General features: G+C 47.9%; 23 protein-coding genes. 1 reads left to right on the plus strand and 22 read right to left on the minus strand.

The window, feature by feature from the left end:
- Positions 1-39 precede the first annotated feature (39 nt).
- The 20 genes from ACTJKB_RS01095 to ACTJKB_RS01190 all read right to left on the minus strand — a co-directional run bounded on the left by ACTJKB_RS01095 (position 40) and on the right by ACTJKB_RS01190 (position 23,230).
- Positions 40-987 carry a helix-turn-helix transcriptional regulator gene (locus tag ACTJKB_RS01095; RefSeq protein WP_440831424.1) on the minus strand — a complete coding sequence of 316 codons (948 nt, stop codon included), beginning with the start codon at positions 985-987 and terminating at the stop codon, positions 40-42.
- Between the two features lie 26 nt (positions 988-1,013).
- On the minus strand, positions 1,014-3,398 hold the full coding sequence (locus tag ACTJKB_RS01100) for a polyprenyl synthetase family protein (protein WP_440832675.1): 2,385 nt from the start codon (positions 3,396-3,398) through the stop codon (positions 1,014-1,016).
- A 214-nt stretch (positions 3,399-3,612) separates the two neighbouring features.
- Positions 3,613-4,539 carry a hypothetical protein gene (locus ACTJKB_RS01105; protein WP_440831425.1) on the minus strand — a complete coding sequence of 309 codons (927 nt, stop codon included), beginning with the start codon at positions 4,537-4,539 and terminating at the stop codon, positions 3,613-3,615.
- A gap of 162 nt (positions 4,540-4,701) precedes the next feature.
- Complete coding sequence (locus tag ACTJKB_RS01110) at positions 4,702-5,304, minus strand: histidine phosphatase family protein (protein ID WP_440831426.1); 603 nt, start codon at positions 5,302-5,304, stop codon at positions 4,702-4,704.
- 215 nt (positions 5,305-5,519) lie between these two features.
- The gene (locus tag ACTJKB_RS01115) at positions 5,520-8,321 is read right to left on the minus strand and encodes a glycoside hydrolase family 2 TIM barrel-domain containing protein (RefSeq protein ID WP_440831427.1); all 2,802 of its coding nucleotides are present in this window, start codon (positions 8,319-8,321) and stop codon (positions 5,520-5,522) included.
- Between the two features lie 231 nt (positions 8,322-8,552).
- Positions 8,553-9,704: an amidohydrolase family protein gene (locus tag ACTJKB_RS01120; protein WP_440831428.1), complete on the minus strand. Its 1,152-nt coding sequence runs from the start codon at positions 9,702-9,704 to the stop codon at positions 8,553-8,555.
- 2 nt (positions 9,705-9,706) lie between these two features.
- Entirely contained in the window at positions 9,707-10,765 is a 1,059-nt protein-coding gene (locus ACTJKB_RS01125) for an aminotransferase class V-fold PLP-dependent enzyme (protein WP_440831429.1), read from the minus strand.
- Positions 10,762-11,535 (minus strand): ABC transporter ATP-binding protein, encoded by a 774-nt coding sequence (locus ACTJKB_RS01130; protein WP_440831430.1) that lies wholly within the window; start codon positions 11,533-11,535, stop codon positions 10,762-10,764. The genes ACTJKB_RS01125 and ACTJKB_RS01130 overlap by 4 nt, the downstream gene beginning before the upstream one ends.
- Positions 11,535-12,290, minus strand: a complete 756-nt coding sequence (locus ACTJKB_RS01135) for an ABC transporter ATP-binding protein (RefSeq protein ID WP_440831431.1) — start codon at positions 12,288-12,290, stop codon at positions 11,535-11,537. Before ACTJKB_RS01135 ends, ACTJKB_RS01130 begins: the two co-directional genes overlap by 1 nt.
- Positions 12,290-13,156, minus strand: coding sequence for an ABC transporter permease (locus ACTJKB_RS01140; RefSeq protein ID WP_440831432.1), 867 nt, complete (start codon positions 13,154-13,156; stop codon positions 12,290-12,292). The genes ACTJKB_RS01135 and ACTJKB_RS01140 overlap by 1 nt, the downstream gene beginning before the upstream one ends.
- On the minus strand, positions 13,153-14,142 hold the full coding sequence (locus tag ACTJKB_RS01145; RefSeq protein ID WP_440831433.1) for an ABC transporter permease: 990 nt from the start codon (positions 14,140-14,142) through the stop codon (positions 13,153-13,155). The genes ACTJKB_RS01140 and ACTJKB_RS01145 overlap by 4 nt, the downstream gene beginning before the upstream one ends.
- Positions 14,139-15,758, minus strand: a complete 1,620-nt coding sequence (locus tag ACTJKB_RS01150; protein ID WP_440831434.1) for an ABC transporter substrate-binding protein — start codon at positions 15,756-15,758, stop codon at positions 14,139-14,141. The genes ACTJKB_RS01145 and ACTJKB_RS01150 overlap by 4 nt, the downstream gene beginning before the upstream one ends.
- A gap of 145 nt (positions 15,759-15,903) precedes the next feature.
- Positions 15,904-16,728, minus strand: a complete 825-nt coding sequence (locus tag ACTJKB_RS01155) for a Cof-type HAD-IIB family hydrolase (protein WP_440831435.1) — start codon at positions 16,726-16,728, stop codon at positions 15,904-15,906.
- A 74-nt stretch (positions 16,729-16,802) separates the two neighbouring features.
- Entirely contained in the window at positions 16,803-17,234 is a 432-nt protein-coding gene (locus ACTJKB_RS01160) for a MarR family winged helix-turn-helix transcriptional regulator (RefSeq protein WP_440831436.1), read from the minus strand.
- Between the two features lie 161 nt (positions 17,235-17,395).
- The gene (locus tag ACTJKB_RS01165; RefSeq protein ID WP_440831437.1) at positions 17,396-19,354 is read right to left on the minus strand and encodes an FtsX-like permease family protein; all 1,959 of its coding nucleotides are present in this window, start codon (positions 19,352-19,354) and stop codon (positions 17,396-17,398) included.
- Complete coding sequence (locus tag ACTJKB_RS01170; RefSeq protein ID WP_440831438.1) at positions 19,344-20,111, minus strand: ABC transporter ATP-binding protein; 768 nt, start codon at positions 20,109-20,111, stop codon at positions 19,344-19,346. The genes ACTJKB_RS01165 and ACTJKB_RS01170 overlap by 11 nt, the downstream gene beginning before the upstream one ends.
- An 81-nt stretch (positions 20,112-20,192) precedes the next feature.
- Entirely contained in the window at positions 20,193-21,224 is a 1,032-nt protein-coding gene (locus ACTJKB_RS01175; protein WP_440831439.1) for a sensor histidine kinase, read from the minus strand.
- On the minus strand, positions 21,221-21,925 hold the full coding sequence (locus tag ACTJKB_RS01180) for a response regulator transcription factor (protein ID WP_440831440.1): 705 nt from the start codon (positions 21,923-21,925) through the stop codon (positions 21,221-21,223). The genes ACTJKB_RS01175 and ACTJKB_RS01180 overlap by 4 nt, the downstream gene beginning before the upstream one ends.
- The gene (locus ACTJKB_RS01185) at positions 21,897-22,700 is read right to left on the minus strand and encodes a 4'-phosphopantetheinyl transferase family protein (RefSeq protein ID WP_440831441.1); all 804 of its coding nucleotides are present in this window, start codon (positions 22,698-22,700) and stop codon (positions 21,897-21,899) included. The genes ACTJKB_RS01180 and ACTJKB_RS01185 overlap by 29 nt, the downstream gene beginning before the upstream one ends.
- A gap of 185 nt (positions 22,701-22,885) precedes the next feature.
- On the minus strand, positions 22,886-23,230 hold the full coding sequence (locus tag ACTJKB_RS01190; RefSeq protein ID WP_440831442.1) for a hypothetical protein: 345 nt from the start codon (positions 23,228-23,230) through the stop codon (positions 22,886-22,888).
- Positions 23,231-23,486: 256 nt separating this feature from the next.
- On the opposite strand from ACTJKB_RS01190, the gene ACTJKB_RS01195 reads away from it, so the two are divergent.
- Complete coding sequence (locus ACTJKB_RS01195; RefSeq protein ID WP_440831443.1) at positions 23,487-23,735, plus strand: ribosomal protein L7/L12; 249 nt, start codon at positions 23,487-23,489, stop codon at positions 23,733-23,735.
- Between the two features lie 68 nt (positions 23,736-23,803).
- On the opposite strand, the gene ACTJKB_RS01200 is transcribed toward ACTJKB_RS01195, so the two are convergent.
- A complete protein-coding gene (locus ACTJKB_RS01200; RefSeq protein ID WP_440831444.1) occupies positions 23,804-24,109 on the minus strand; it encodes a metal-sensing transcriptional repressor in 306 nt (101 codons plus the stop codon).
- 116 nt (positions 24,110-24,225) lie between these two features.
- Entirely contained in the window at positions 24,226-26,133 is a 1,908-nt protein-coding gene (locus ACTJKB_RS01205) for a heavy metal translocating P-type ATPase (protein WP_440831445.1), read from the minus strand.
- Positions 26,134-26,144: the final 11 nt, after the last annotated feature.

Raw genomic sequence — 26,144 nt, forward strand, 5'->3', positions numbered from 1 at the left:
ATTGCGGCCATAGGATTATGCGTATGGTCACTTTGCGTGTCAGTAACGTTTTAATATTTTATCGGCCTCTTCCCGGATCCGGCAGCGGAAAGACTCCGGTTCGAGTACTTCCACATTCCCGCCCCAGCTAAGGACATAAGGCAGCAGTTCCTCTGGATGCCGCACTCGAAAGGTGAATAATAGACCGTCAGTTCTCTCTTCCGTCGATTCCATATAAAAATTTCCGGTCTCCAAGATTCTATCGGCTATCTGGGGGTTCACCCGAACCAGCACCTGTAGGTCCCGGTCGTCCTTTTGGCGGTAACGGCTCAGGTCAAACCCGGGCGGTACAAGAAACGGCTCATCGAGCACCGCAAGCTCCGTCATCCGCGACAACCGGAAATGGCGGATATCCTGCCGCAGGTCGCAGCGTGCGATCAAAATCCAATTCCCCTGAATGAAGATCAGTCCATAGGGAGCAACCTCACGTCTGCTCTTCCGGTTTCCGTCAGATTCGGGCATTGTTTTCTGATATGTGAAGCTTAGTTTACGCCGCTCAAGAATGGCTCGCCTAGCTTCTCCGAGATAGTCCTTTTCCTTAAGGCCGGTTACCGGTTCTCTGGCCTGAAGAAGGCGCATCGTTTCCCGTACCCGCGTGGATTCAAAACGTACCGGCTCCGGCAGGATCGCCTCAATTTTGCGACGGGACGTCTTAGCCACGCTGCCATAAAAGGAATCCAGCCTCTGTTCGATGAAATCCGTCCCCATAATCAGGGCTACGGCTTCTTCGGCGGTGAAGCCGACTGGCGGCAGGAAATACCCATCCATCAGGGAATATCCCTGCCCGGGGGCACCGACTATCGGAACTCCAGCTTCGCTCAGAGCCTGAATGTCGCGGTATATCGTCCGTACGCTCGTCTCGAATTGAGCAGCCAGATCTTCCGCTCTAAGCACCTTGCTCCGCTGCAGTTCAAGTGTGATGGCGAGCTGCCGTTCGGTTTTATTCATGTTCTCCCCTCACTGCTTCCTTAATTTTAGCGGTTTCGGCTAATGATATAGTCCAATAAATGCTTTAGAAAAGTGATTTTGCGAGGAATCGCATCCAGTGCTTCCACAGCGTGGCAATAGTGATCCCACATCTCGATTCTGGCAGCTTCCGGACCAAGTATAGATACAAAGGTCGAATTATTATTCTCCACATCCATACGGGTGTTTTTACCAAGCAACTGATGATCTCCCTCCAAATCAAGCAAATCATCTTTGACCTGAAAAGCAATGCCTGCATGATAGGCGAATGTCTTCAAGGCTGCGATTTCCGCAGGCTGCACCTCAGCAAGAATGGCCGGCATCACCAAAGAGGCTTCAAACGCCAACCCCGTTTTATAAAAACACATCATATTCAATTGCTCCAGAGTTAATGTTATACCTTTGGATTGCAAATCCATCACTTGCCCCATGCACATATCCTCTGCCCTTTCAGCCGAATATCGCATCAGCGCCAGCACGGTTTGCGGATTGTAAGCCTTCAGTGACGCTTGTTCCTGAATGGCCTTCTGGATCAGATAGAGACCCGTTAATTCTGCTGTGGCGCTATTATGAACCTGATGCAAGGTTGGCCGCCCTCTGCGGGTTGATGCATTATCCTGGGAAGGCAGATCATCAAAGATCAAAGATGCGGTATGCATGAATTCCAATGATCGGAGCAGCGGCTCAATTGCAGCAGGCTGAAGTCCATACACCTCGACCCCGAGGACCCAGGTCAAAATAGGCCGAATCCGCTTCCCATCTCCGGTCAGACTATAATTTGCAGCCTCAATCAGCGATTCCTTCATCGGAGGAATTCCATCCGGCCTGGGAATCTTCAACAATTCGTTAATTTGATCCCTCACCGTGTGAACGGTACGCTGAAAATCTTCTTTTTCCTTCCGGTTATTCTTCAAATCGGTATTGATCTGGTCCCGCAGCAGCTTGTCGAAGAAATCCACATGATCTGCTTTCCGGACCATTTGCTGCACGAGTTGATTGAATTCCGGATTCCCGGAGGCAAAAATCCCCATAATCTCGTTATACTTTTCTGTGCCGATGCGTGCTTTGCAGCGTTTGAGTCCGTTAATTGCACGGTCCAGAATGACCTCAAGGGTCTTCGAGTCGGAGTGGTATACATTATGGATCAGATGGGAGATCACCGTCCAGTATAATTCATAGGGATTGATCAGATCCAAACGCTCATTCCGGTATTTCAAATAGTAGGTATACGGGGTTACCGCTCCGTCCTCCATATCGTCAAACATATCTGCAAAATCGTCAGCCAGCTGATTGTAGATACCATAATAAAAGGTCCGCTCATCAAACCCTTCATCCGCTTGTGCGCCAATTACGGAACGGACAATTAACCGGGAGGATGAGGATTTTATAATGATAGGGATATAGAGCTCCTCGTTGCTGTATCCCGTATTTGAGAGCTCCTTATTGCGGTCTATATCCTGGGAATGAAAGAACACATACGATTGCTCAAAAAAGGTTGTCTCTGTCTCTGGCTTCTGAAGACTCTTGATATATTCGAACGCATTCGTTAGCTCTGCATGGACATATTGAATGATCTCCATGTTTATTCCGGGCCACTCGTTAAGCTTCGGCACAACCCCAGTTAGAAGTGCAGTTCGTATCATGCTGGAGTATTGTTCTTTCTCTGGAGCTGTTAGAACCCTAGAATCCAGAAGATCGTCAATAAAAGGATACGTCAAACCATAGGAATAGCCGATCCGGATCGCTTCATCCAGTCTTCGGGTACGTTCTGCGGACGTTGTATTCTCATCCATATCTTCTACCACATGCAGGACGACCCCAACAATGATTTTGATTAGTTTGCGTTCAGCTTGATCGGCATCCATTTCCTTTGGAATATGAGTGGCGACATTCTTAAGTTTCTCTATCAGCCAAATGGCCGTGGTTTCTATACCTTCCTTCTGGGCCCATCGGAAAAATCCGGCTACGCTGATGGATTCGGGACGGCCCCCCTTTACAGTAGTATTGGAAGGAACCAAATGATTCTTCGTGTCGGTGATTACCTGCTGAATTCGTGCCTTTGTGCGGGGATCGTCAAGCGCTTTCCCTAAGTCTCTCATATAAATATAGGAAATGCTTCGATCCAAATAGTCATCTAATTTACCGTTATCATTCAGCCATGCTATATATTTATCATTGTCCCGGGAATCCGCATTTCTCTTCCCCCGCGAAAAAAAAGACAGCCATGAATTTTTATGAATATGGTTCCTTTTCCACAACTGAATATCTTTGGTCAAAGCAGGGACATACGTTTTGTCCTTAACCTGCATATTTAGGGATGCAAAATACTGAGCCGCCTTATGCTCCGCCACCCTGTACACCGTCTCACCCTGATCCGTAATCTTCTCATTCATACGCATTCATTACCTCTGCTTAAATTTTTTATAGGTATCCTAATCATAACCCTAATACGGGTAGAAATCTTTTTGGTTACACAGCAAAGAAACCGCCCTTTTGATAAATGGAGGGATCACCCAACCATTTCTACAAAGAAGCGATTTCTCACTGAAGCTATCGTTGTTCTGATACTGGAATTACAGTTCTGACGTTTCTTGATATGAAAGGATGTTACCGGCCCGTGTCCTGAAACCCATCTGTACGGTCATAACTCAACTTCTGCTGTAGGATTACGGCCAGTTCTTCAGCGGTATCATAGACGATTGGACGGATATCTTTGACTTGTACCCACAGTTTACCGGCTTCACTGCTGTGCACGGTCCAGATCACCGGGATGTTCAACCCAAGCGCGTATCCTGCTGTAAAATACACTTTTGGAGAATGACCGGTCAAGTCCGCGATCATCAATTTGCTGTCCCCGATACGCTCAAGAGAATAGTTGTCCTGATTCTGATCTTTTTCATCTAGAAGCAAGCGCGGCAAATAACCGAACTGCTCGATTTTCGGCAACAGCATTTCCAGCCACTCTGTGCGCTGATCCTCCTCATCCGGAAGAAGGACGAAGCATGGCTTTAATTTCTTTCCGCCAGCGTTTGCTGCGGCCTCGCTCCATCCCTTGTCTGTAAGCTTAAAGGTCATGCCTTCCCGGATGAGCAGCTGCTCGCCGATCAGTTTATCAATGATATATACCAGCTCTTGCAAGTTGGGAGAATACGTCAGGTTATAACTGCTGGAGAGTGGCTGAATGACAAGCGGTTCTCCCGGTCCTTCGGAATGTCTGTACAAATATTGAATAAACCGGTTCCCTTTGTCTTCAATGGTCACAGGGATTTTTGGGGAATTTGCAATGGATTCCAAATCGTCTTTGGATAGTGTAACCTTTACACCACAATCGGTCATTTCCCGGATATAAGCCGACACGATATGAAGCATATCGCGTTTCTTTTGATGCGGGAGTGAAAGAATAGCTTCGTAGCTGTCCCTCAGCAAATCATAGAACCCGCCTGGCGAACAAGAACAACCTTCATATCTGTCATATTCACCTTCAGGCTTCACCGGGACCATCTCATCACAGAATAAACAGTGTTTTCTATTCATGATCATACTTCACCTCTTAGTCCATACTCTCTCCACCTTATCAATAATCTATGGAAAAGTAGACAAGAAGATATTTCCTGCAGCTTCAACAATACCTCCAGGGAGGTCATATCTTCCGAACTATGGACCGCCTCCCTTTTGAATAACTAAAAGCCTCTCCGCTTAATGATTCAAGTGTGTGATATTCGCGAAATCGAGTAAAACAAACTTTCCCCTGTGACATCTTATTTTCGTTATAGAGCATTCTGCGACCAAGTTACTTTGCTCATCTATAAAGTTTGGATGTCTGCTATTGAGTTCTTCACGGGTAAATTCATTCACCAAAAAATCTGTAATCACACCGCCATGCGTCACGATAACAAGACATTCCTGCAGATGTTGATCTGCTAGCTCGAGCAAACATGAAGCAAAACGCTCCCCTGCCCTTCTTGCCGAATTACCATTAGGTGGTGAAAGGTCCCTTTCCTTTGTGCATTGATTCCACATATCAACAAATTCCTGAAATGTTTGTTCAGGTAAGTCCCCCCAGTTAGCCCTCTCCCTTAATCGTATATCCTCAGTTAACACTTTTTTTGTTGTCTCAGATATTATCTGAGCAGTATGTTTTGCTCTATTAAGCGGACTACAAACAATTCTAGAAAAGGGGACTTTGCAAAAGTGTTCTGCAGTAATGCTTGCTTGCTCTAGCCCTTCAGAAGAAACGAAAACATCACCAATCCCTGTTTCTTTTTGCGCGTGTCTGACAAGGTAAAAGTCAGTACTCATATTACCCACCTTCCCACAATGAATTTGTTTCGATATATATCTAATTAGATACTACGTCAATTTAAATGTTTTGGAAAGGTTTTTCTGACTATCCTCCCGAAGGATCTTAATACTCCACGTAACACCAGTCTTTCAAGTTGATCCTGCTCAAAAAACGGGGGTGTCCCAAGCCAAGTTCATTCATGGCTTTTGAAACACCCCCGTTGGTCTGTATTTTACTGAAGCAGTTGCTGAAGCTGAGATACCTCCGCACGGTACTGTGGCTTGAAATCTGCGGATTTCATGTAATTCGTCAAGCTGGATAAGAACTGTCTGCCCTCAGGTGTATCGCTTACTTTGTCCGCGTCAAGAGCACAGATCAGGAGATTACCTGCCCCGACGCTGCACTCCAGCAAGAAGCCCAGCTTGTGATTGCGCTCAAAGTTGTCGATGGTCTGCACAATAGGACTCCACGAACGGTCGAATCCATCCAGGATAATGGACTTCGAATTCTGAATGATGTTCCACCAAGAGTAAGTGGAATATTCTTCGCACGGGAAATCACGGAACACAGGATGGCTGTTGTCAATCAGCAGACCCATTGTACCCACGGGTACCGGCTTGTTCATGCTCTCGGATATTGAACGGAACATGGGGTAACACCAGAAATCCGTACAATAAAAACCTTCAACAGCATTGTGGAGCAACTCCGGCTTTGGCATGAGCAGCACATTCTGGCCTTGGTCCAGCAGGGCCAGCGCTTCCGGTGATAGTTCCTGGAAGACATGTACATCGTCCAGCACTCCGTTGCTATTTTCCGGATATATCCACACATCATAGCTCTTGCGGATATCAGTACCCGCTATCCACAAGGAAAGAACGGCTTTCGTCATCTGCACGACCTCAGGAAGAGCGATGGATAAATCACAGATATCAATGTAATTTGAACCAGCTGGTACCCCTGCTTCGGAACTGCCTGCCGCCAGTGTTCCCTCTTCTGTATTCAACTCCCATTTCAATAGAAGCATATCCGGTGCACCGGTCCGGTACCAGGACAGTTCAACATGAGCGTCGAAATGTTCCCTGGAGACATAGTTATACTTCGGAAATCTTGCCAACAGGACTGCATCACTGCAGAAAGTACGCCATTCCTCAGCGGAAACAAGTCCCTTTGAATCCATGAAGGCATCGAGTACCCCTACCAGCGCCGTTCCCTGGCCACTGAAATCCTGCAGATCCAGAAGCTGGAATCCCGCAAGTCTTCGGGTACGGAACGCAGCCTCAAGCTCCTCTTTGTAGCAGGCCACTGCCAGCTGTCCAGAGCATTCAAAATATTTCGCCGCGAGATGGCCCAGTCCCTTGTCCTCCAGCCGGCTGCGGAAGACTTCAAAATTATTGGCTTTGAGAGAGCCTGTATATTTACTGATTTCTGCATAATTCGGATAAGTCGCATATTGACCAATCTCGTGGGAGACTACCGGAATTCGCGGAATCCATTCACCGGATGCGTCTCCGATCTGCACGGTCTTGGCTTCAGTACCGTATTGGATTTGAATGGTATCTCCCGTTGCCGCTACTGTGTCTTCCCCGCGCACAGCGGGCGGTACGAATTGCTCATCATAATCCTTCATGGTGCCAGGCACATCCGTCTGAACATGTCCCAGGGGAGCATCACACATCGCATAAGAGCCTCTGAACAGCCGGTCTTTGGAAAACCGCACACCACAGAAGAAATCTTCATGCTCCAGGACTTCCGGAACAAACTGATGGTTGTTGGAGCCCTGTGTATACAGATGTCTATCGTCGAATGCCTTATAGTCTTTCAGAAAGGAATCAATCTTGGTTCTGCTGCCCCACAGTTCGTTACCGAGCGACATCATTACGAAGGAAGGATGGTTGCCAAATGCCCGTAGAATGGCATATCCTTCGCTGATCAGATAGTCTTGCTCGGCTTGATTATGGCCCTCATCCGTTTTTTCTGTGATCGTTCCCCAGAACGGCAGCTCCGGCTCCATGTAGATACCGAGCATGTCTGCTGCGGCAAAAGCTGCCTCTGGCGGGCAACAGGTATGAAAACGATAGTGATTAATACCGTAGGACTTCGAGATGCCAAGTATTCTGAGCCATTCCTCCAGATCAGTCGGGGCGTATCCGGTTAATGGGAAAATCAGACCGTCGTGCTTGCCGCGGAGAAAGGTTTTTTGTCCGTTTATCGTAAATTTGTCACCGCCGGTCTTGAATTCCCGGAGTCCAAAAATCAACTCATGCTGATCAGAAGCCTTTTCTCCTGTGCCGCTCAGGTCAATGCTTATCTTATAGAGATTGGGTTCAGAATCACTCCAAAGCAGTGCATCCGGCCCCAGGCCGTAGCTGACCCAAAACTCCCCGCGTGAGATGTTGTACTCCTGTACGGCTCTAGTTTGAGCAGTCTGACTATTGAAACTAACGGCTGATACTTTGATCACGCCTGTATCAGCGCCTTCAAGGGTGGCTGTGATTCGTACGGAGCGTGTGGACACATCCGGATCAAGACGAATGCCGCTCAAATAGGATTCGCTGTAAAATTGCAGTTCAATACGTCCCGTAATCCCATTCCAGTTGGTCTGGGTATCTTTAGATGTTAAATGCCCGCCCTTTGTCGGATAATCCGTATTGTCAACCCGGATAGTGAGAGTGTGATTACCTGAGCGGAGCTGTCCTAGGTCGTACACATGAGGGGTATTCAGACTGTCACGGTTGCCGATCTCCAGACCATCCAGCCAGACCGTGGTAAGTCTAGTCCGTTCCAGATGAAGCATACATGTTTTACCGGTAAGCGCTACCGGAATTTCGAAGTCTTTTGAATACCAGGCCTGTCCTTCAAACAGGTACTCATCTGTGAGAGCGTCTACAAGTATATCCCCGTTCTTCGGTCCCTTAAGGGCGTGTGACGTTGTGCCCGGAAGAGAGATGACATCAGCAAAAGGCATTGCTAGTCCTTGTTTTGTCTTATCCAATTGCAACTTCCATTCGCCTTCCAGGCTGATCTTCGTCTGCATCATATCACTCCTAATATATTCTCTAGTCTCTCTCTTTCTCTCTAAGTGTGCCGGTTTCCTGCAAGATTACAATACTGTTATAAAAAATAGCACAAACAAAAATAACAATTCAAACAGATTTACAGAATAGAAATACTTGACTAAAGGCATCGTTAGCTTGTTAAAAAACAAAAAACCAACAGAGTCTGGCTCTGCTGGTTAAAGTTTGTTGTCAGTATAAAATATGACGGGTCAGACCAAATCTGATTCCTGTGCCCCAGTGATCACGGAAACAATGCTTTTCCGGAGCTGATCCGCGTTTTTCACCTGATACGGGTTAGCATTGTATATAATTGCATCTGCGATAAACCCTTTGGCAATTCGCCCTAATTCATTGCCACTGCCCAGAATCCCGGCAGCACTTTCTGTAGCAGACTTCCACGCTTCTGCCCGGCTCAGCCCGTAATCCATTAATGTATCAAGCTCTTGCAGGTTGTAACCATGCAGTGCAGGGGTAGCGTAATCCGTACCGAATCCTAAACGGACTCCTGCTTTTTGGGCATAGCCAATAGCTTTCGAATGGGCTTCAGCAGCACGCGCAGCCCGATCGCAAATCAGCGGGTTCAAGGCCAGTACACCTTTCGGATCAGCAGCAATGCGGTAAATCGAGGTTGTGGGCACATAAGCTACTTCAGACTCAGCGAGCCTGCCAGCCTGCTCCTCACTCATGAACATTCCATGCTCAATGGATTCTACACCCGCTTGAATCGACCAGTCAATCGTTACTCCTCCCCATGTATGTACCAGCACCTTTTTATGATGGGCATGCGCATTGCGGACAATGAAGGCGAACTCCTCTTCCGAGAAAATAGGATCAACCACTTTCTCGGTAGGTGTGCCAAGTCCGCCTGTCGCCAAGATTTTTATCCAGCCTGCTCCTGTAGCAAAGATATCAGCCATTCGAGCTTCCAAATGCTTAAGACCGCGTGCATCCGCTGCCCCAATCATATCGCTGCTGGTCTGCACCCGGAGGGGCTGCTGATAATGCTGGACCAGATGACGCACCGTGCTTGGCAGAATCCCGCCTGCATCGCGCGTTGTCGTGACACCCGTCCGCAAAGTAGCTGCGAAGGCTTCAGCCTGCATCGCTACAATCTCAGGTTGATCGCGTTTCAATTGATCGGCGTGGTCAAAGTCTGTCCAGGCAAGATGCGTATGAAGGTCTATCACACCAGGACTTATCCATAAATCCTGGCCCGGCTGACTTGATTCTTTAGGATAGGGACCAGCCTCAACTATCGAATAGAACCGTCCATCTCTAATCACAATATCGAATCGTTTATCTTCAATACCTGCTATATTTATATTTCCTAGTGACAGCAGCTTAGGTTGTTTTTGGATCATGCTCATTCTCCCCATACCCGCCGGACAGCCAGTAACGCCTGCTCTGGGTCCTGATTCAACAATTGTGCTAGAAGCGTTATAGCTTCCTCTACGCTGTTCCGTGAAGCATTCTTTCCAAAGTGGTTAATCCGCAGAAGCTTGCCGAATAGTCCCCCGTCTCCGGGAGCCACGATGCCCACGGGCTGATGGATCAGCAATTCCTGCTTCCCCGAGATCCTGACGGTTGTAGTCAGAGTCGAATAATGGCTGCTGTCCTTTTGCCACGGCTCAAGACCCAAGGCAGTGATTCCTGCTATTGCAGAAGCTGCGGCGCTTTCATGCCGCTTAATCACTTGTTCCAGTCCTTCTTCTTCGATTCGTGTTAGCGCCAGGATCAAAGCTTTGGCCTCCAAAACAGGTATGTTGGGTGGAACCCGTAACGGAGTAGCCCCATCCGGGGATGGTTTCAAATCCAGTAGCGACAGGATGGAATTGCGGGGGGCGATTTCATTCGACTCAAGAAATTCCCAGCCGCGTGGAGAAATACTGACAGCACTGACGCCATTAGGTCCAGCCAAGGCTTTTTGGGCACCGATTACCGCAAAGTCTACGCCCCATTCATCTACGGGGAGAATCTCTCCCCCGACCGCCGATACAGAATCTGATACTGTAATCAGGTTGAACTCTTGTGCAAGCTTAACAATTTCTCTAACGGGATTTGAACCGCCTGTAACCACTTCAGCGTGAACAAAGGATAGGGCATCTGGCTGGTACTGTTCAATTGCTTCTGCGACCAGGGCCGCTGTAGCGACTTCATCAAAGGGGACTATAACCTCAGCAACTGTTGCTCCTCCCCGCTCCAGCCATTGTCCAAATAATCTGCCGTAAGGGCCTGTAACCACATTTACAAAAGTACGTCCCGGTGCAGCTATTCCGGTAGCGACCGCCTCAATTCCCAAGATAGCCTCACCCGGAATAATAACCGGAGGATGCTGGGTTGATAAAAGTTTGGAAAGCAATTCAGTAAGTGTATTGAACTCTGCCAATGAAAGCGGCACAAATCCTTGATGTTCCGGGTTCATAATAACCTCCTGGTGTTATTTGTTTTTGGCATTTTCGGAACAGCTGACAAAAGCTCGCGACTATATTCATGTTCCGGGCGGATGAAGAATTGGTCCTTGGGACTTTTCTCCACCAGCTTACCTTGCCGCATGACTGCAACCGTATCGCTAATGGCGTGAATAACCCCCAGATCATGGGAGATGAACAGCAGCGAAAGATTAAGCTCAGCTTTGAGCGTATTGAACAGTTCGAGCACACTCCGCTGAACAGACACATCGAGTGCGCTCGTCGGCTCGTCCGCAATCAGAAGGCTTGGTTCCACACTTAACGCACGCGCGATTGCGATCCGCTGGCGCTGGCCGCCGGAGAATTCATGTGGATATTTATCAAGTGATCTGGCTTCCAACTGAACACGGGCCAAAAGCTCTTGGCATCGCTTCTCAACCTGTGACCGGCCCACGATGTTGTGAAACAGCAGCGCTTCGGAAAGAATCTGCCGGATTGAATGCTTGGGATTCAGCGAGGCATCCGGATTCTGGAAGATCATCTGAATCTGTTTATGCTGAGATAGGCTTCTCTTCTTCCGTAATTCTTGAGACCCCAGCATGATCTTCCCTTCATCGGGTGCAATTAGTCCGGCAATCACCCTTGCCAGGGTGGATTTTCCTGAACCGGATTCTCCGACAAGCCCAAGCGTGGTATGCTGTTCCAGGTTTAGACTGAGTTTATCCAGAGCAGTGAATCCGCCGTAACGGACGGTGAGGTTTTGAACTTGCAGGGCCATATCCATCAAGCCCCACTCCCTTCAAGCTCCGGCACTGGAAGCACTGAATCGATCAGCATTTGTGTATAGGGGTCCGTTGGGTTCTGTAAAAGATCCAGTGTATCTCCGTGCTCTACAATCCGGCCTGCTTTCATCACGTACAATTTGGAGCACAGGTTAGCTGCAATCGCCAGATTATGGGTAACAAAGACCATAGCAAACCCCAATTCATTCTGAAGGTCGGTAATGGTATCAATAATTTGCCGTTGAACCGTAACATCCAGTGCCGTGGTTGGCTCATCACAGAGAAGAATGCCTGGTTTGCAAGCCAGGGCCATGGCGATCACCACCCGTTGGCACTGACCGCCAGACAGCTGGCTGGGATACCGGTCTTTTTTCTTCAGAGAATCAGGCAGACCGAGTCTCTCGAGCAGCTCCAGCGCAATGATGCGCGAAGCCTTCCGGTTGACCTGCTGCCTGTAATATACGACTTCTGCCAGCTGATTTACCACCGGACAGAGCGGATCGAGCGCGCCTCTAGGGTCTTGGAAAACCATTGCGCTGCTCGCCTCGCTCTTAATCACACCTCCGTTCTGTGTAACACCGCGCGGCAGCAGCCCCAGAATGGCCCGCAGTGTAAGCGATTTGCCGGAACCCGACTCACCTACCAAACCCAGACTTTCTCCTTTTCCGAGCGAGAAACTGACGTTATTCACTAATGTTTCTTTGGATTTCGCCGCCAGCGACAGTCCCTCCATTTGCAAAATCGGATGTGTAGACATCATTTTTTCCTCCAAATATCAGCCAATCCATCCCCTACAAGAGACAAAGCGATGCCTGTGTACACTACAGCAAATCCCGGAACTGCAGATAGCCACCAAGCTGTTGTAATGAAGGGTTGTCCGTCAGAGATCATGGTCCCCCAGTCCGGAGTTGGCGGTGCAATGCCGATACCCAGATAACCGAGTGTAACAATGGCTACAAGCAAACCAATCATATCGGTCATCAGGACAACAACCGCTTGAGGCAGCACATTGGGCAGCAGATGGCGCAGAATAATTCTTACCCCGGGCAACCCTAGTGTCTGTGCGGATGCTACCCATTCCTGCTCGCGGAAAGACGCGCTCAGACCTCTGACGACACGGGCAAACACGATCCATCCAACCAGCATAAAGGTGATATAAATCCCCCGTTCTCCTGCCCCGCTGGCAAAAGCCACAATAATAACGATCAGATAAAAAGGAAAGGCGATAAAGGTATCCGTGAGCAGCGTAATGATGGTATCGATCCATTTCCCGTAATAACCCGCCAGCATCCCCAGAAATACACCTGTACAGAATGGGATGATTTCGGCCAGCACCATGATTTTCAAATCCGTTCGTGCAGCATAGATCAATCTCGTGAACAAATCACGTCCCAGCTGATCGGTTCCGAGCCAATGCGCTGCGGACGGAGGTTGTAAAAATGCGCTCAGATTCTGCCCCGAAGGCTCATAAGGACTTAAGTAAGGGATAAACACGGCCAGGATAATGAGCACTGCAAACATCATGCTTCCCACAAGAAGTGAGGGAGTATTCCATATTCGTCTGAAGCTGCTAGCTGTTCTGCCGCCCTCTTGCAATGGTGGGTCTAACCTTATATAGTTCATTGTTTTCCTTTCGTTCTGGGATCAAGCCACCAGGAAATGATTTCAATCAGAAGACTGATGATCACAACAGATAGGGCACAATATAGAGCTATGCCTTGAATGACCGGGAAATCCCGTTTCGAGATCGAGGTAAACAGCAGGCTGCCAATGCCCTTGATACCAAACACCTGTTCAACGACCAGTGTACCGCCGATCAGATAGGAGATGTTCACCCCAAGCAGCATCAGCGTAGGAAGAGCAGAATTGCGCAGTACATGCTTGAACAGAATCACCCTGCCCGGAATTCCGGCAGCCCTCAGCGTAACTACAAAATCGGATTCCAGCACTTCAAGCATCTGCGCCCTTAACGACCGGACAAGCGTAGGGATCTGTGAAAAAGCAACAGTTATCGCCGGGAGCGCAAGGCTGTGCAGGGCTCCAAGCCATCCTTCCCCCACTCCGCCGACAGGAAACCAGCCGAGCCTTACACTAAACAGCAGAATCAAAAGAATGCCAACCCAGAAGATTGGCATACCCAGAGTGATTGCAGGAAAAATACGGATCAGATGATCCAGCAGCTTATCCTTATGAGTGGCTGCAAGTGTAGCAAGCAGAAGCGCTACGATGATTGCCAGCACACAAGCCATCAGAATGAGCAGCAAAGTAATAGGAGCCCGCTGAGCGATCAGCTCTCTGGCAGAGGTCCCTGTAACAATTGAATTTCCGGTATCACCTTGGGTAAACAGTGTCTTCACAAACCGTAGGAACTGGTCCCATAAAGAGAGGTCAAGCCCGAGCGTATGATGCATACTCTCGAGCGCCTCAGGTGTGCTATATTCTCCCAGAATCATTTTTGCGGGGTCTCCCGGCACGATGCGGATGATGAAGAAAACTGCCGTCATCACGCAAAGGATCACGGCCAGTGCTCTCACAAGTGCTATTAGTAGCCACTTGTGAGATGCATTGCCTCCTGTCCGCCCAGTTAACGAAGAATTAGATTTCATCATTTGCTGATGCTGACCGCATCGAACCGAACACTGCCGTTAGGTAAAACAACCAGACCCTGGACGGAAGAACGGGCACCGATCAGAATATCAGGATAATACAGCGGAATGTATGGTACTTCATCGGCCAGAGTCTGAAGCAGCTTGGAGTAAATGTCCGCACGGCCATCACCATCCGCTGTTTTCTGTCCATCATATAAAAGCTTGGTAACTTCATCATTCGTGTAATGTGTCCAATAAGATTTACTGAAGCCTTTCGGGTCAGTCTGGAAAGCAAGAATGGAGTTAGCTTCCGGAGAGTCCGCTTGTCCGCTGTTCAGCATAGCCGCGAAATCATAAGCGAAAAACCGTTCACGGAAGGTGGCGAGTTCAATCGATTCAATCTCGATCTTGATGCCAATCGCTTGCCCTGCAGCCTGAATAATTTGCGCCTCCTGGGCTCTTGTACTGTTGCCTGAAGCAACAAGCAGTTTTGTACTGAACCCGTCAGGGAAGGCAGACTTGGCAAGTTCTGCTTTGGCTTCATCCACATTGAAGTTCAGCGCTTTAATCGTATCATTTGCGTTATAAGGTATCGTTGGAGGCAACAGGGAATTTGCAGTCTGTGCATAGCCAAACGTAAGTGCCTTAGTCAAGCCGTCACGGTCCAGCGCGAGCGCCAGGGCACGGCGGACATGCACATCCTTGAAGTGTTCGTCGAGCGTATTGAAGAATAGCTGCTCGGTCACCCAGCTCCCGTTGGTAACTACTGCTGTGTCAGAGCCGTCCTTAATCTCATTGGCATTCTGCAGGGCCAAGGATTCAATCGCATCCACTTCTCCCGCCTTCAGCTGGTTAATCGCCTGGCTGTCATCTTCAATCAGCTTATATACAAGCTTATCAATATTGGGCTTGCCTTCCTGCCAATAGTTCGGATTCTTGGTGAAGGTCAAATCACCAGCAGGGTCCCAGCTCTCAACTACGAACGGTCCCGTACCGACCGGTTTTTTGAAAAACTCTTCTTCGGTGACTCCGCCGAAATGGTTCGGGATAATCCCGTTCGAGAAGTTGGACAGCTCGGAGATAAAAGGTGTATAAGGCTCTTTGAGCGTAATAACCAGCGTTTGGTTATCCTGTGCTTTGATCGTAGCCACCTTTGCCGAAATCGCCAGTGGGCCTTCAACCTTCAAATGCCGCTGCAGCGAAAAAACCGCATCTTCAGCAGTTACATCCGTACCGTTCGAGAACTTCAAGCCGTCACGGAGAACAAAGGTATAGGTCAAGCCGTCTTCACTGATGCTGTGAGACTTGGCAAGAAAATCCACTATTTCGCCCTTACTGTCAAAAGCAACGAGGGATTCAAACACTTTATCAATCGCAAACGCATTGTTCGATGTAATTTCATTATGCAGATCGAATGAAGTCACCGCAGCAGGCCGTCCATAGACAAAAGTGCCGCCCACAGCGGGTTCAGCAGCGCCTGCACTCTGAGTTGGAGCCGGACTGGCACTCTCCTGAGCCGCATTTGTTGAATCAGCTTTATTATTGGAGCCGGAGCATCCTGCTAACAATACCAGAAACAGAACTGCCAACGTCCCTATTCCAACCGACTTTTTAAAAGATGCCTTTAACTTTGACACGAGTGACCCACCCCTTCTGATAAATCTTATGTGTTTAGTATGGATTGAATTATGGATGAATCATCCTCGTCTGTCAAACAAAAAATCAGATCCCGGCTGACAATAGATCTAATTTATCCATTGCAGGAAATGAATTCGTTTTTATCTATATTTCCAGCAAGGACGGCTCCTCCAGGAGCAATGAAATTTCATGCAGCACACCCTGTTCATTATTGCTCACCGTGTGATAATTGACTACAGCTTTAACTTCCGGCGAAGCGTTGTCCATTGCATAACTATATTTGCATAACTTCAGCATTTCAATATCATTACTGCTGTCTCCAAATGCCGCGCATTCCTCAGGCCGGACGCCATAGCGCTCCATCAGACGTTCAAGCCCTGAGGCCTTGTGGCAACCGGGAATGATCAGGTCAATACACTGATGGCCACTGGTCACAGGATCTACCATCCCCTTGAGCTCTTCCATGAGCAGCGGCAGATATTTTTTAACACCACCGGCTGTCCAATCAGGAGTGAGTAAGGAAAATTTGAAAATCTGGTCGTTTACCTGCTCAAATGTGCTTACCTTCTGCAATCTCGGATAATAGCGGCACATGAGCTCATAGAAATCATCACTGGCGTTTTCGAGCACATAAGCCCCCTCCACTCCGCACATGACTGCCGAAATTTCCTCATATTGACTCAGCTTCTTCACGATCAGCCTTACCTGATCCGGTGGAATTTTACCCGTAAACAAAACTTCTGTCCCATCGATGACATAGGCACCATTCTCTGCAACATAAGCGAGCTCATCCTGGATGTCTTCAAAGATAGATTTTAGCTTATAATACTGGTTCCCGCTGGCTACCACGAAATGAACGCCTTTAGTCTTCATAACAGCGTACAGCTGTTTGAACCATTTCTGATTATAGTTTTTTTTGTCATCTAAAAAGGTGCCATCCATATCTACTGCAATTAACTTGATGTTCATTGTAAATTCTCCTCATGTAAGTTTATGTTGTCTCCTTTACTGTAAATTGTGAAATGCATTCCATGTCAAGCAACCTACAGACTCGAATTCACCTTACTCAATAATCTCATCAGTGTTTCCGCCTCTTCCGCAGTAAGGTTATCCGTGATGCTTTTTTCCACTTCGGCAAAAATCTCATTGAACTCTTCGACTAGAACAGCCGCTTTCTCCAATAGATATATTTTTTTCTGCCGCTCATTTTCTTTGGGGATCACGCGTTGGATATATCCTTTTCTCTCCAGGCCTTGAAGCATGCTGGTGATGCTGGCCTCCTTACGGTTGAAATGCTCCGCCAGATCCTTTTGGATCAGACCGTTCTCCTGATGTTCCGCAATATAGCCGATCATTTGCCCCTGCTGTGCATTCATGCCCAGCTCCGCTAATCTTTCATCTGCCTGTCTTTTCTTTTTCAATCCAATTTCCCGGATCAAATCTGAAAATGGCGTGTTCGAAGGTTGTTCACTCATGGGAAAACTCCTTTAGCTATATATAGTTAGATATCTAATTATATGAACAGCATATACTTCATCCTTCTAACAGTCAAACAAAACAGGCCATTGATCATTTCTGATCACTGACCTGCAATGCCAGGTGACTTGCCCAACCCGCGTATCACTTATCACTCGTTCTATGACGCACTGGTCAGCTTTCGCACAACCTCTTGGACGTACTTGCGTTTGGTAATGATGTAGAAGCTGAGCTGAAATAGGAAATAGATTGCGATCACAATCGTAGTGTTCTTCATGAATTCACCGAGGATATCGGAGCCGCTCATGACATGGGTGACTAGATAGATGAAGGAGTAACCCAAGAGGCTGCCCAGAAGCAGGGGTACAAAAAAGGTTATGAGCAGCTCTGCTGATACCACCGTCCGAATCTCCCTGTCACTGATCCCGATTTTGTACAGCTTGCGGAAAAAAACAATGGCATTCCCTATTTCGGTGTATTGCTTGAAATACAGCACCATTCCACCTGCCATAAAAAACAAAACGCCGACAAGAGAGGTTATGAACACAAACAGCGAATAGTTCTTTTTCAGCTCTTTATAGGCATCTATTTTGGAGGAGACCGCAAACCATTTGCCGCTTCCATCCTTGTCTGTTGCCTTCAAAGTTTCCTTCAGCCTCTGGACGATCCCTTCTGTACCCTTCCAGTCTGTAATGTTGATCCCATAATGGGTACCTATTGCACCGCCGTCTACCTTAGCCGCCATGTCCTTGTAATCCTCATTACTGATTACGATGCCTGAGCTTGTGGGATAAGAGCTTGCTGTTGCAAACCAATTGCCATGGTAGGAGGACTTCACCTTAAAATCAAAGGTTTGGGTACCATCGGTGAACTCAATCGCTGCTCCCGGGTCAATTCCATGAGAACCCGGCTCCCATGCCGTGATAATATTTAAAGCTTCTCCTGCCCCCACGGTTACCTTCTCGCCTGTTAGTAAGTTGTACCTATCCTGTGAAATAATTGGCTTTGACTTCAGAACATCGTATTTGTCGCCTTCCAGATTCATTTTCAGATTCAGAAAGCTGGTTTCTGTGATCGACTTGAATGGCTCGCCGGACTGCTTCATCATCTGTTCCAGCTGTCCGCTCCTCAGTGTGTGTACACCTGTTACCGAGATATACTCGATATCATATTTATTCCGCTCCGCAATACTTTCCGACAGCTGCAGCAATGAGAAAGGTGAAGCTACGAGAAAAATGGTCACCCCGCTGAGAATACTTAGGATAAACATCACGCGCTTGTTCTGATTGAATTTGTGATTAATTTCGGTGATGGAGAGAATGTGACGGTAATAGAATTTCTTATTCTTCAGGAAGCGGATCAGCGTGTTCCCCAGATGGGCAATGACCATGTAGATACTGGTGAAGCTCATCAAAATATAAGAAATGATCATGAACGGATTCGTATTCAGGCTCTCGTGATTGGAGATCAGCACCAGGAAGAGGATCGAGGCCACAACCAGCCCCACGCCTGCCAGCCCCAGTATAGTGTCATTCTTCTTCGCATGATTATCCTGCATACGGGAATCCTTCATCAGATCCGCGATATCCAGCTTGCCGACTTTTACGCTTGATATCAGCTGTGAGGCGGCAAAAATCACCGTAAAAACAACCGCAGTCACTACAAAACTCGCCGCACTAAGGGAATACGAAACCTCCTTCAGATCCAGCAAATCAATTGCCACATTCTGAAACAGCCGGGAAAAAACCGCTCCTGTGATGATCCCGACGACGAGTGAGGAAACACTGATGATCAGATTCTCCAGCAGAATAAGTTTCTGCAAATCATTTTTGTGCATGCCTAGTGACATAAAGATGGCGAATTCTTTGCTTCTCGCTTTGATAAATGAGGAATGTGCATAATTGATGAAAAATACTGAAAATAGCGTCAGAGCTACCAGGCTCAAGATCAGTACAATTTGGATCACATCCTCCGCCGTGCCCTCTCGAATACTACTATTGAACAGCAAGGCGGCATAGAGGAAAAAAATCGTGATTGCAAAGGCACTGCACATGAAATAGGAGGAGAAATTCCGTACATTACGTTTGAAGTTCTTAATCGTGACGTCTCTAAAGGTCATTGCGCTCTCCTCCGATGATCGCCAGACAATCCAGGATCTGATCGAAGAACGCCTTGCGGACCCCGCTGCTGACAATCTCCATGCAGATCGCCCCGTCTTTGATGAAAATGATTTTTTTGCAGAAGCTAGCAGCGAAGGCATCATGGGTTACCATTAGAATGGTGCTCTCACGCTCCTGATTCATCTTGGCGATGCATTTCATCACGGCACTCGAAGATTTGGAATCCAGGTTGCCTGTAGGCTCATCTGCGAAAATAATATCCGGATCATTGACCAGCGCCCGGCTGACCGCGACTCTCTGCTGCTGCCCCCCGGAAACGTTATAAGGATATTTGCCGGCTATTTCGTTGATACCGAACAGCTTCATAATCTCCTCGCTTTTAGCTTCCATCTGCTCTTTGTCTTTCTTGTCAAGAATCATGGGCAGCATGACATTTTCCTTCAGCGTCAGACTGTCCATCAGATTAAATTCCTGGAATACAAAGCCGAGATGCTGTCTGCGGAAAAGTGACATTTCATTTTTGTCCAGGGAGGTGATATTCTTGCCGCCTATAAAAACCTCACCGTAGCTCGGCTTGCCGATACCGCTTAGGATGTTCAGCAAAGTGGTTTTCCCGCTGCCGGAGGGTCCCATAATGCCGATGAAATCTCCCTTTTCGACCGAAAAGCTGATGGAATCGAGCGCTACTGTCGAGTTACCGCCGTTCTGCACACCATAGATCTTCTTGACCTCTTTGACCTCCAATACTACGCTCACCGGTTCATCTCCCTTTTTATTCTGGGTGTATTGAACGATATATCTTCATTGTAGAAGTACTTGTGAGCAGTATCCATCCATTTAAGTTACGCTTTCTTTCAATTTTGAAAGGTAAGCAATCTGCACCTCTGTGCCCTGATTTACTTCTGAGGAAATGGTGAGGCGATGACCCAGCTTCCGGGCAATTTCCGAGCAGACATAGAGGCCAATACCTGTCGCCTGATGGTGGGTACGGCCGTTTTTTCCGGTAAAAAAGGGCTGGAACACCCGCTGCAAATCCACTTTTTCGATGCCGATGCCTTCATCGCGGATGGACAGCACAACCTGGTCGCCACTCTGCTTAATATGGAAGTGGATGGATTTTGCCTCTTCTCCAGCATCCGAATATTTGATCGCATTGGTGATGATTTGCTCCAGCATTGCGTGATTCCATTTGCTGTCCGTCATGATGATTACGTTCTCCTCTTCGCACTCGATTACGGGATAGATATTGTTATATATGTATTGATTCCGCTTGCTGTTGATCAGGGCTCTGAGCGATTCCAGCAGATGGATGGGCTCCGGGTTATAATCACGGGTGAAATGCTCCAGCCGGAAGAACTTCAACATCTGGTTCAGCATGCTCAGGATTTTATCCTTCTCTTCCCCGATATGCTGCAAGGCAAGGGTATGGCTGGTAGCGTTCATGTTGTAATTCTGCAAGATGAGGTCGACGACCGACAGCGGGGTTTTTAGATTATGTATCCACTGCGAAATGAATTTATGAGTACTGTCAGCCTGGGCTTTGATCTCATAAATCTGGTCCTGGTAGGTGTGGTGAATGCGGTGAATCATCGAAATGATGGACTGCTGTTCACAGGAAAAGTCTTTTTCTTCAATCTCAATATTCTCTGATAACCTCTGGATCTCCCGACGGGTAGAGACATATTTGATGAAGCGGAAGCACATGAACACGATATAGACATACACACTAATGCTGAGCAGGTACATAAGCTGGATATTGCCGCTAATATAATGATTGCAGTATACAACCACCAGAAGATGGCTGATAAAATAGACAAGCGTGAACGAAAAATAATCACGCATAAAATCCCGAAACAGCTTGATACTCACTGGCGTGTCCCTCCTGCCATAGCCGAATCAAAGATATAGCCTACGCCTCTTTTTACCTTGATAACATCCTGGAAGCCCAGATTGGCCAGCTTGCTCTTCACCCGGGTGACATTCACAGTGAGCGTATTATCCACGACGAAATGCACATCGTCCCACAGCTCCTCCAACAGCTCTTCCCTGCTGACGATCGTATCCTGCTTTTCCATCAGCTTCTTCAGCAGCTTGTACTCATTCTTGCTTAACTCTTGAACCAAACCATTGCAGGAAATACTAAAATTGCGGTCATCCAAATGTATTGGCAGCGGTTCTTTCTCTGGTTCAGGCTTGACTGCATATTCCCCGTAATTCCGGCGCAAAATCGCCATAATCTTGGCCAGCAGCACCTGAATGTTCAGCGGCTTGACGATATAATCATCTGCACCCAGCTCCATGCTCAGCACCTGGCTGGACTCTTCATCTCTGGCGGAGATCACAATGATCGGCACCGTAGTTATTCTTCTGAATACCCGGCAATAGTAGAATCCGTCATAGTACGGTAAATTCAGGTCAAGCAGCACGAGATGCGGCGATTCCTGCTCAAAGATCCGCTCGACTTGCAAAAAATCTGCAACCTCCACTACTTCATAGCTGTACTTGCGCAGAATATCGGTGATCAGGGTTCTGATTTTGCTGTCATCCTCGACGATCATGATCTTGAACAATTCCGTCACCTCCGGGCATCAGCGCCTCTAACTGTTGCAACAGCCGGGTCTCTCCCATCTCTGTCATCGCTATGGAAGGAAGCACGATGGTAAAGACATATGTACTTCGAAGTACTGTTATGGCTTTATATGAAGGGAAGTTTTTGAATTGGGTGATGACATTTTGTTCTTTCCATACGCATCCCTTAACTTCAAACAGCTCGGTTGGAACTGTAAAACCGGTCTGAATCACTTTGGACATCGCTTCCTTTACTGTCCAGAGCAAAGTCAGGAAAGCGGGAGCCTGTATTCCAAGTTCATGTAGCAGTAATTGCTCCTCCTTGGATGTAATTCTCGCTATGGAATCCATGGCCTTCTCATCTATGAGCTCCATATCAACACCTAATAAAAGGCGAGGGTCATAATCAATTGCCGCACCCATGGTATCGCAATGGGTAATGGTGATCTTCCGGTCACTTCCACGTATAAATGGCTGACCCATGACTCCATGATCAACTACTATATCATTGAGATCATCATCGGCACGAGCGACTGCCATTTTACAAGCCAGCTTACTGAGGAGATAGCTGTTACGTCTTCTGGGGTATTGGAAGCTGATGTATTGATCCTTTTCCGCCTTGCTCAGATAATCCAGTGGTCCATCCTCTGGAGGCACGGAAACCACACTAATATTCAACCCATACATTCCTTCCGGACCTTCTAGTTTAAGCTCAGCTTTCCTTACAATCCTGGTGAGAAACAGCTTGTATTGCTTTTCAAAAGTTGCATACAGCATATCTGTGCCCCTATTCTTGTTCTCAAGTACATTTCGATTTTTTTACCAGAATACCCCGTTTGAATCTACTAAATTATCATCTACCCTCTTCTGAAATGTCAATGAATGTTTATGCTGTATAATGTTGAATTCCGGCATAAAAAAGCCTGCAATTATCAATTGCAGACTAAAATAAAAACTATGTTTTAAAATGCCAAATTCACGGATCCATCTTCATAAATATCTACTCTTTGGGTGCAGAGAAGCATGCCAAGCCCATTGGCTGTGCCCTTATCTCTTAAGTCCTTTTGCCGGCGTTCCCATATGTCCCTGTCATGAATAATGTCGTAGAGATAGTATTTCTTGGAGTTGGCAGCATCCATTTCCTCTACAAAGATGAAGTCATCTGCGAACAAACTGCGAAACCAGGTTGCCGCCTCTTCGTGGGAGGCAAATGTGGGTAGATCCGCCTCAAAACGTTCCTGCAAATATTTCTGTTTCAGCCTGCCAATTCTAACATAATACTCATCAAGCGTTTGTGGAGTAATCATATCCAAGCCTCCTCTACTTCATTCAGAAACTTTTGATCAAAATATCACGTTAATCCTTTAGGTGATATGACATTCTTCATGAGGTCTGCCGGGTGTTCATCGCTGTACATGTAGGGTATTGTGTAATATAGAATATACAAATGATCATAGGGAGGCTATATCCTTGCAAACTACAGATTGGATCCCGATCGCCGCACTTACTCTCTCGATACTATTGATGTTGAGAGTAATGACCCTTAGCAGGAGGGTTAAAGATTTGCAATCACAGCTGGATCGGATCGATAGCCGCTCAGGAATGGGAGGAGGTTTGTTCAAGCCAAATATGGAACCACCGACACCGCTGTATGTGCAGAACATGGAATTTGCTCCGGACCTGGAGAGAAAGCTGCATCTGCTGCTGGCTGAAGGTAAGAAAATCCAGGCGATCAAGGTGCTTCGGGAAGCGAGGAATTTATCGCTGAAGGATGCCAAGGATTACGTTGACCATATGGACCAAGGCAGATAATTACTTAACCAATGAAGACAAGAACCGGCTGTGCTAATCCCTAAAGGGACAGTACAGCCGGTTCAGTGTTAACGTATATAGTTATCGAGGGCCTTGTTCAGATCCTCCAGCACCTTCTCCTGATTGCCGTGGTGTACAGCTTTGACCACACAATTCTCCAGATGGTCCTTAAGCAGCAGCTTTGCCGCCTTATCCAGCGCTTTCTGAATCGCTGCGATCTGCAGCAGAACCTCCGAGCAATCACGGTCTTCGGCAGTCATTTCCTTGACGGCGCGGACATGGCCTTCAATCCGGGCCAGCCGGTTGACGATTTGCTTGCGGTATTTATGCTCGTAATCCTCGTCATGAATAAGCCCGCCTGTTTCCTCTACCATAATTACACCCCAGCTTATTTTGTGATTATCACCCGGTTATAGAGTGAACTTAAGAATCTAACGGCTTGCCAGCTAGAGGTATTATAGCAAGAATAGATTCATAGAGACAAATAGACCTATCTGAGCAGCCGCAATCCGCTTAGAATGACAGCCAGAGTACTGCCTTCATGGCTGACTACACCGGAAGGCAAATTAATGCCGCCTGCAAAGTTGGACACCACCAGAATCAGAATAACAGCGAGGGCAAATGTAATATTTTGCTTAATGACCCGGCTGGTGCGGCTTCCCAGGGAGATGGCATACGGGATTTTGGCAATATCATCCGTCATCAGCACAACGTTAGCCGTCTCCAGAGCAACATCGCTTCCTGCTGCTCCCATCGCAATTCCCACGGAAGACGCCGCCAGTGCAGGGGCATCGTTCACACCGTCTCCGACCATCGCCACTTTCCCGTACTTCTCTGTCAGCTTGCGGATCACTTCCAGCTTCCCGTCTGGCAGCATTTCTGCGTAAATCTCTTCAATTCCGGCTTGTCTGCCAATAGCCTCAGCGGTAGGTGTGGCATCTCCGGTTAGCATTACTACTCGTTTATTCATGGCTTGAAGCTGCTTCACTGCCACAGCCGCGTTCGAACGGAGTGTATCTTGAACAGCCAGAATGCCCGCATATCGTCCTTCCAATTCAACGAATACGACCGTTTTCCCCTCAGCCTCCAGCGCCTTTACTTCAGAGAGCAGTTCCTGATCCATTGCGGCTTCCAGAAGCAGGCTTCTTTTCCCTAGACGGCAGGATTTACCGTTCACCAACCCGCTGACCCCCATTCCGGTTACCGCCTGCATTGCAGTCGCCGGTTCCAGTGCAATCCCCTGTTCTGCCGCTTTGTCTACCACTGCTCTGGCAATCGGGTGCATGGACAGATTCTCGAGTGAAGCCGCTAGACGCAGCAGTTCGACTTCTGTGAGGCCTTGCGCCGGACGAATATCCGTTACCTTTGGACGTCCTTCGGTCAAAGTACCTGTTTTGTCAAAAACCACTGTGTTTACATTCCCAATCTGCTCCAGGTGAACTCCACCCTTGAACAGTACGCCTTTACGGGCAGCGTTGGAAATCCCTGATAGAATCGCGGGCATAATAGAGGAAACAAGTGCACACGGGGAAGCCACCACTAGGAAAATCATCGCCCGGTAGATCGTAGCCTCCCAGCTCCAGTTCAACAGATAAGGCGGCAGCACCATCAGCAGCAAAGCGAGTACCACGACACTTTTAGCATAAATCCCTTCAAACCGTTCAACAAAAAGCTGGCTCGGCGGCAGCTCGTTCTTCGCTTCCTGAACCATATGTATAATCCGTGAGAGGAGTGTATCCTCAGCCGCTTGAGTCACCCGCACCCGCAAGGCACCTTGTCCGTTCATCGTGCCAGCGAATACAGTATCATTCAGCGTTTTATCTAAGGGAATGGACTCCCCGGTAATGGTGGCCTGATCTACTGCGGAGCTACCTTCGACAATCGTACCGTCACAGGGAATCCGCTCACCGGGACGCACCAGCACGAGGTCCTTCTTTTGCAGCTCAGACGCTTTGATCCGCACTTCCACGCCGTCTTGAAGCCGCACAGCTTCTTCAGGCCGGTACTTCAGAATCGCGGCGATGTCCTGGTTGGTCTTCTCCATAGAGTAATCCTCCAGTGCTCCGCTCAGGCAAAAAATAAAGATCAATATAGCCCCGTCCAGCCAATAACCAATGCTCGCCGCACCTGCAGCCGCAACTACCATCAGGAGATCAACGTCGAGATCCTTCTCCTTAATCAGCGTTTCCAGTCCCTCCCACGCCTTGCGGTAACCGCCGACGGCGTAAGCCAGGACGAAAAACACAATCGACCAAGCTCCTTGCCCGTTCCGCTCCAGACTCCAGGCCAATACTATCAGCACCAGACAAGCGGCAGCGATGAGTATACCTCCATTCTTTTCCCATACAGCCTTCCAAGAGGCGTCCTTGTTTTCGTTCACGTACAGGGTCTCACCCATTCCATTCACTC

The organism is Paenibacillus sp. 22594, from assembly GCF_052044425.1.
Classification (GTDB): Bacteria; Bacillota; Bacilli; order Paenibacillales; family Paenibacillaceae; genus Paenibacillus_AQ.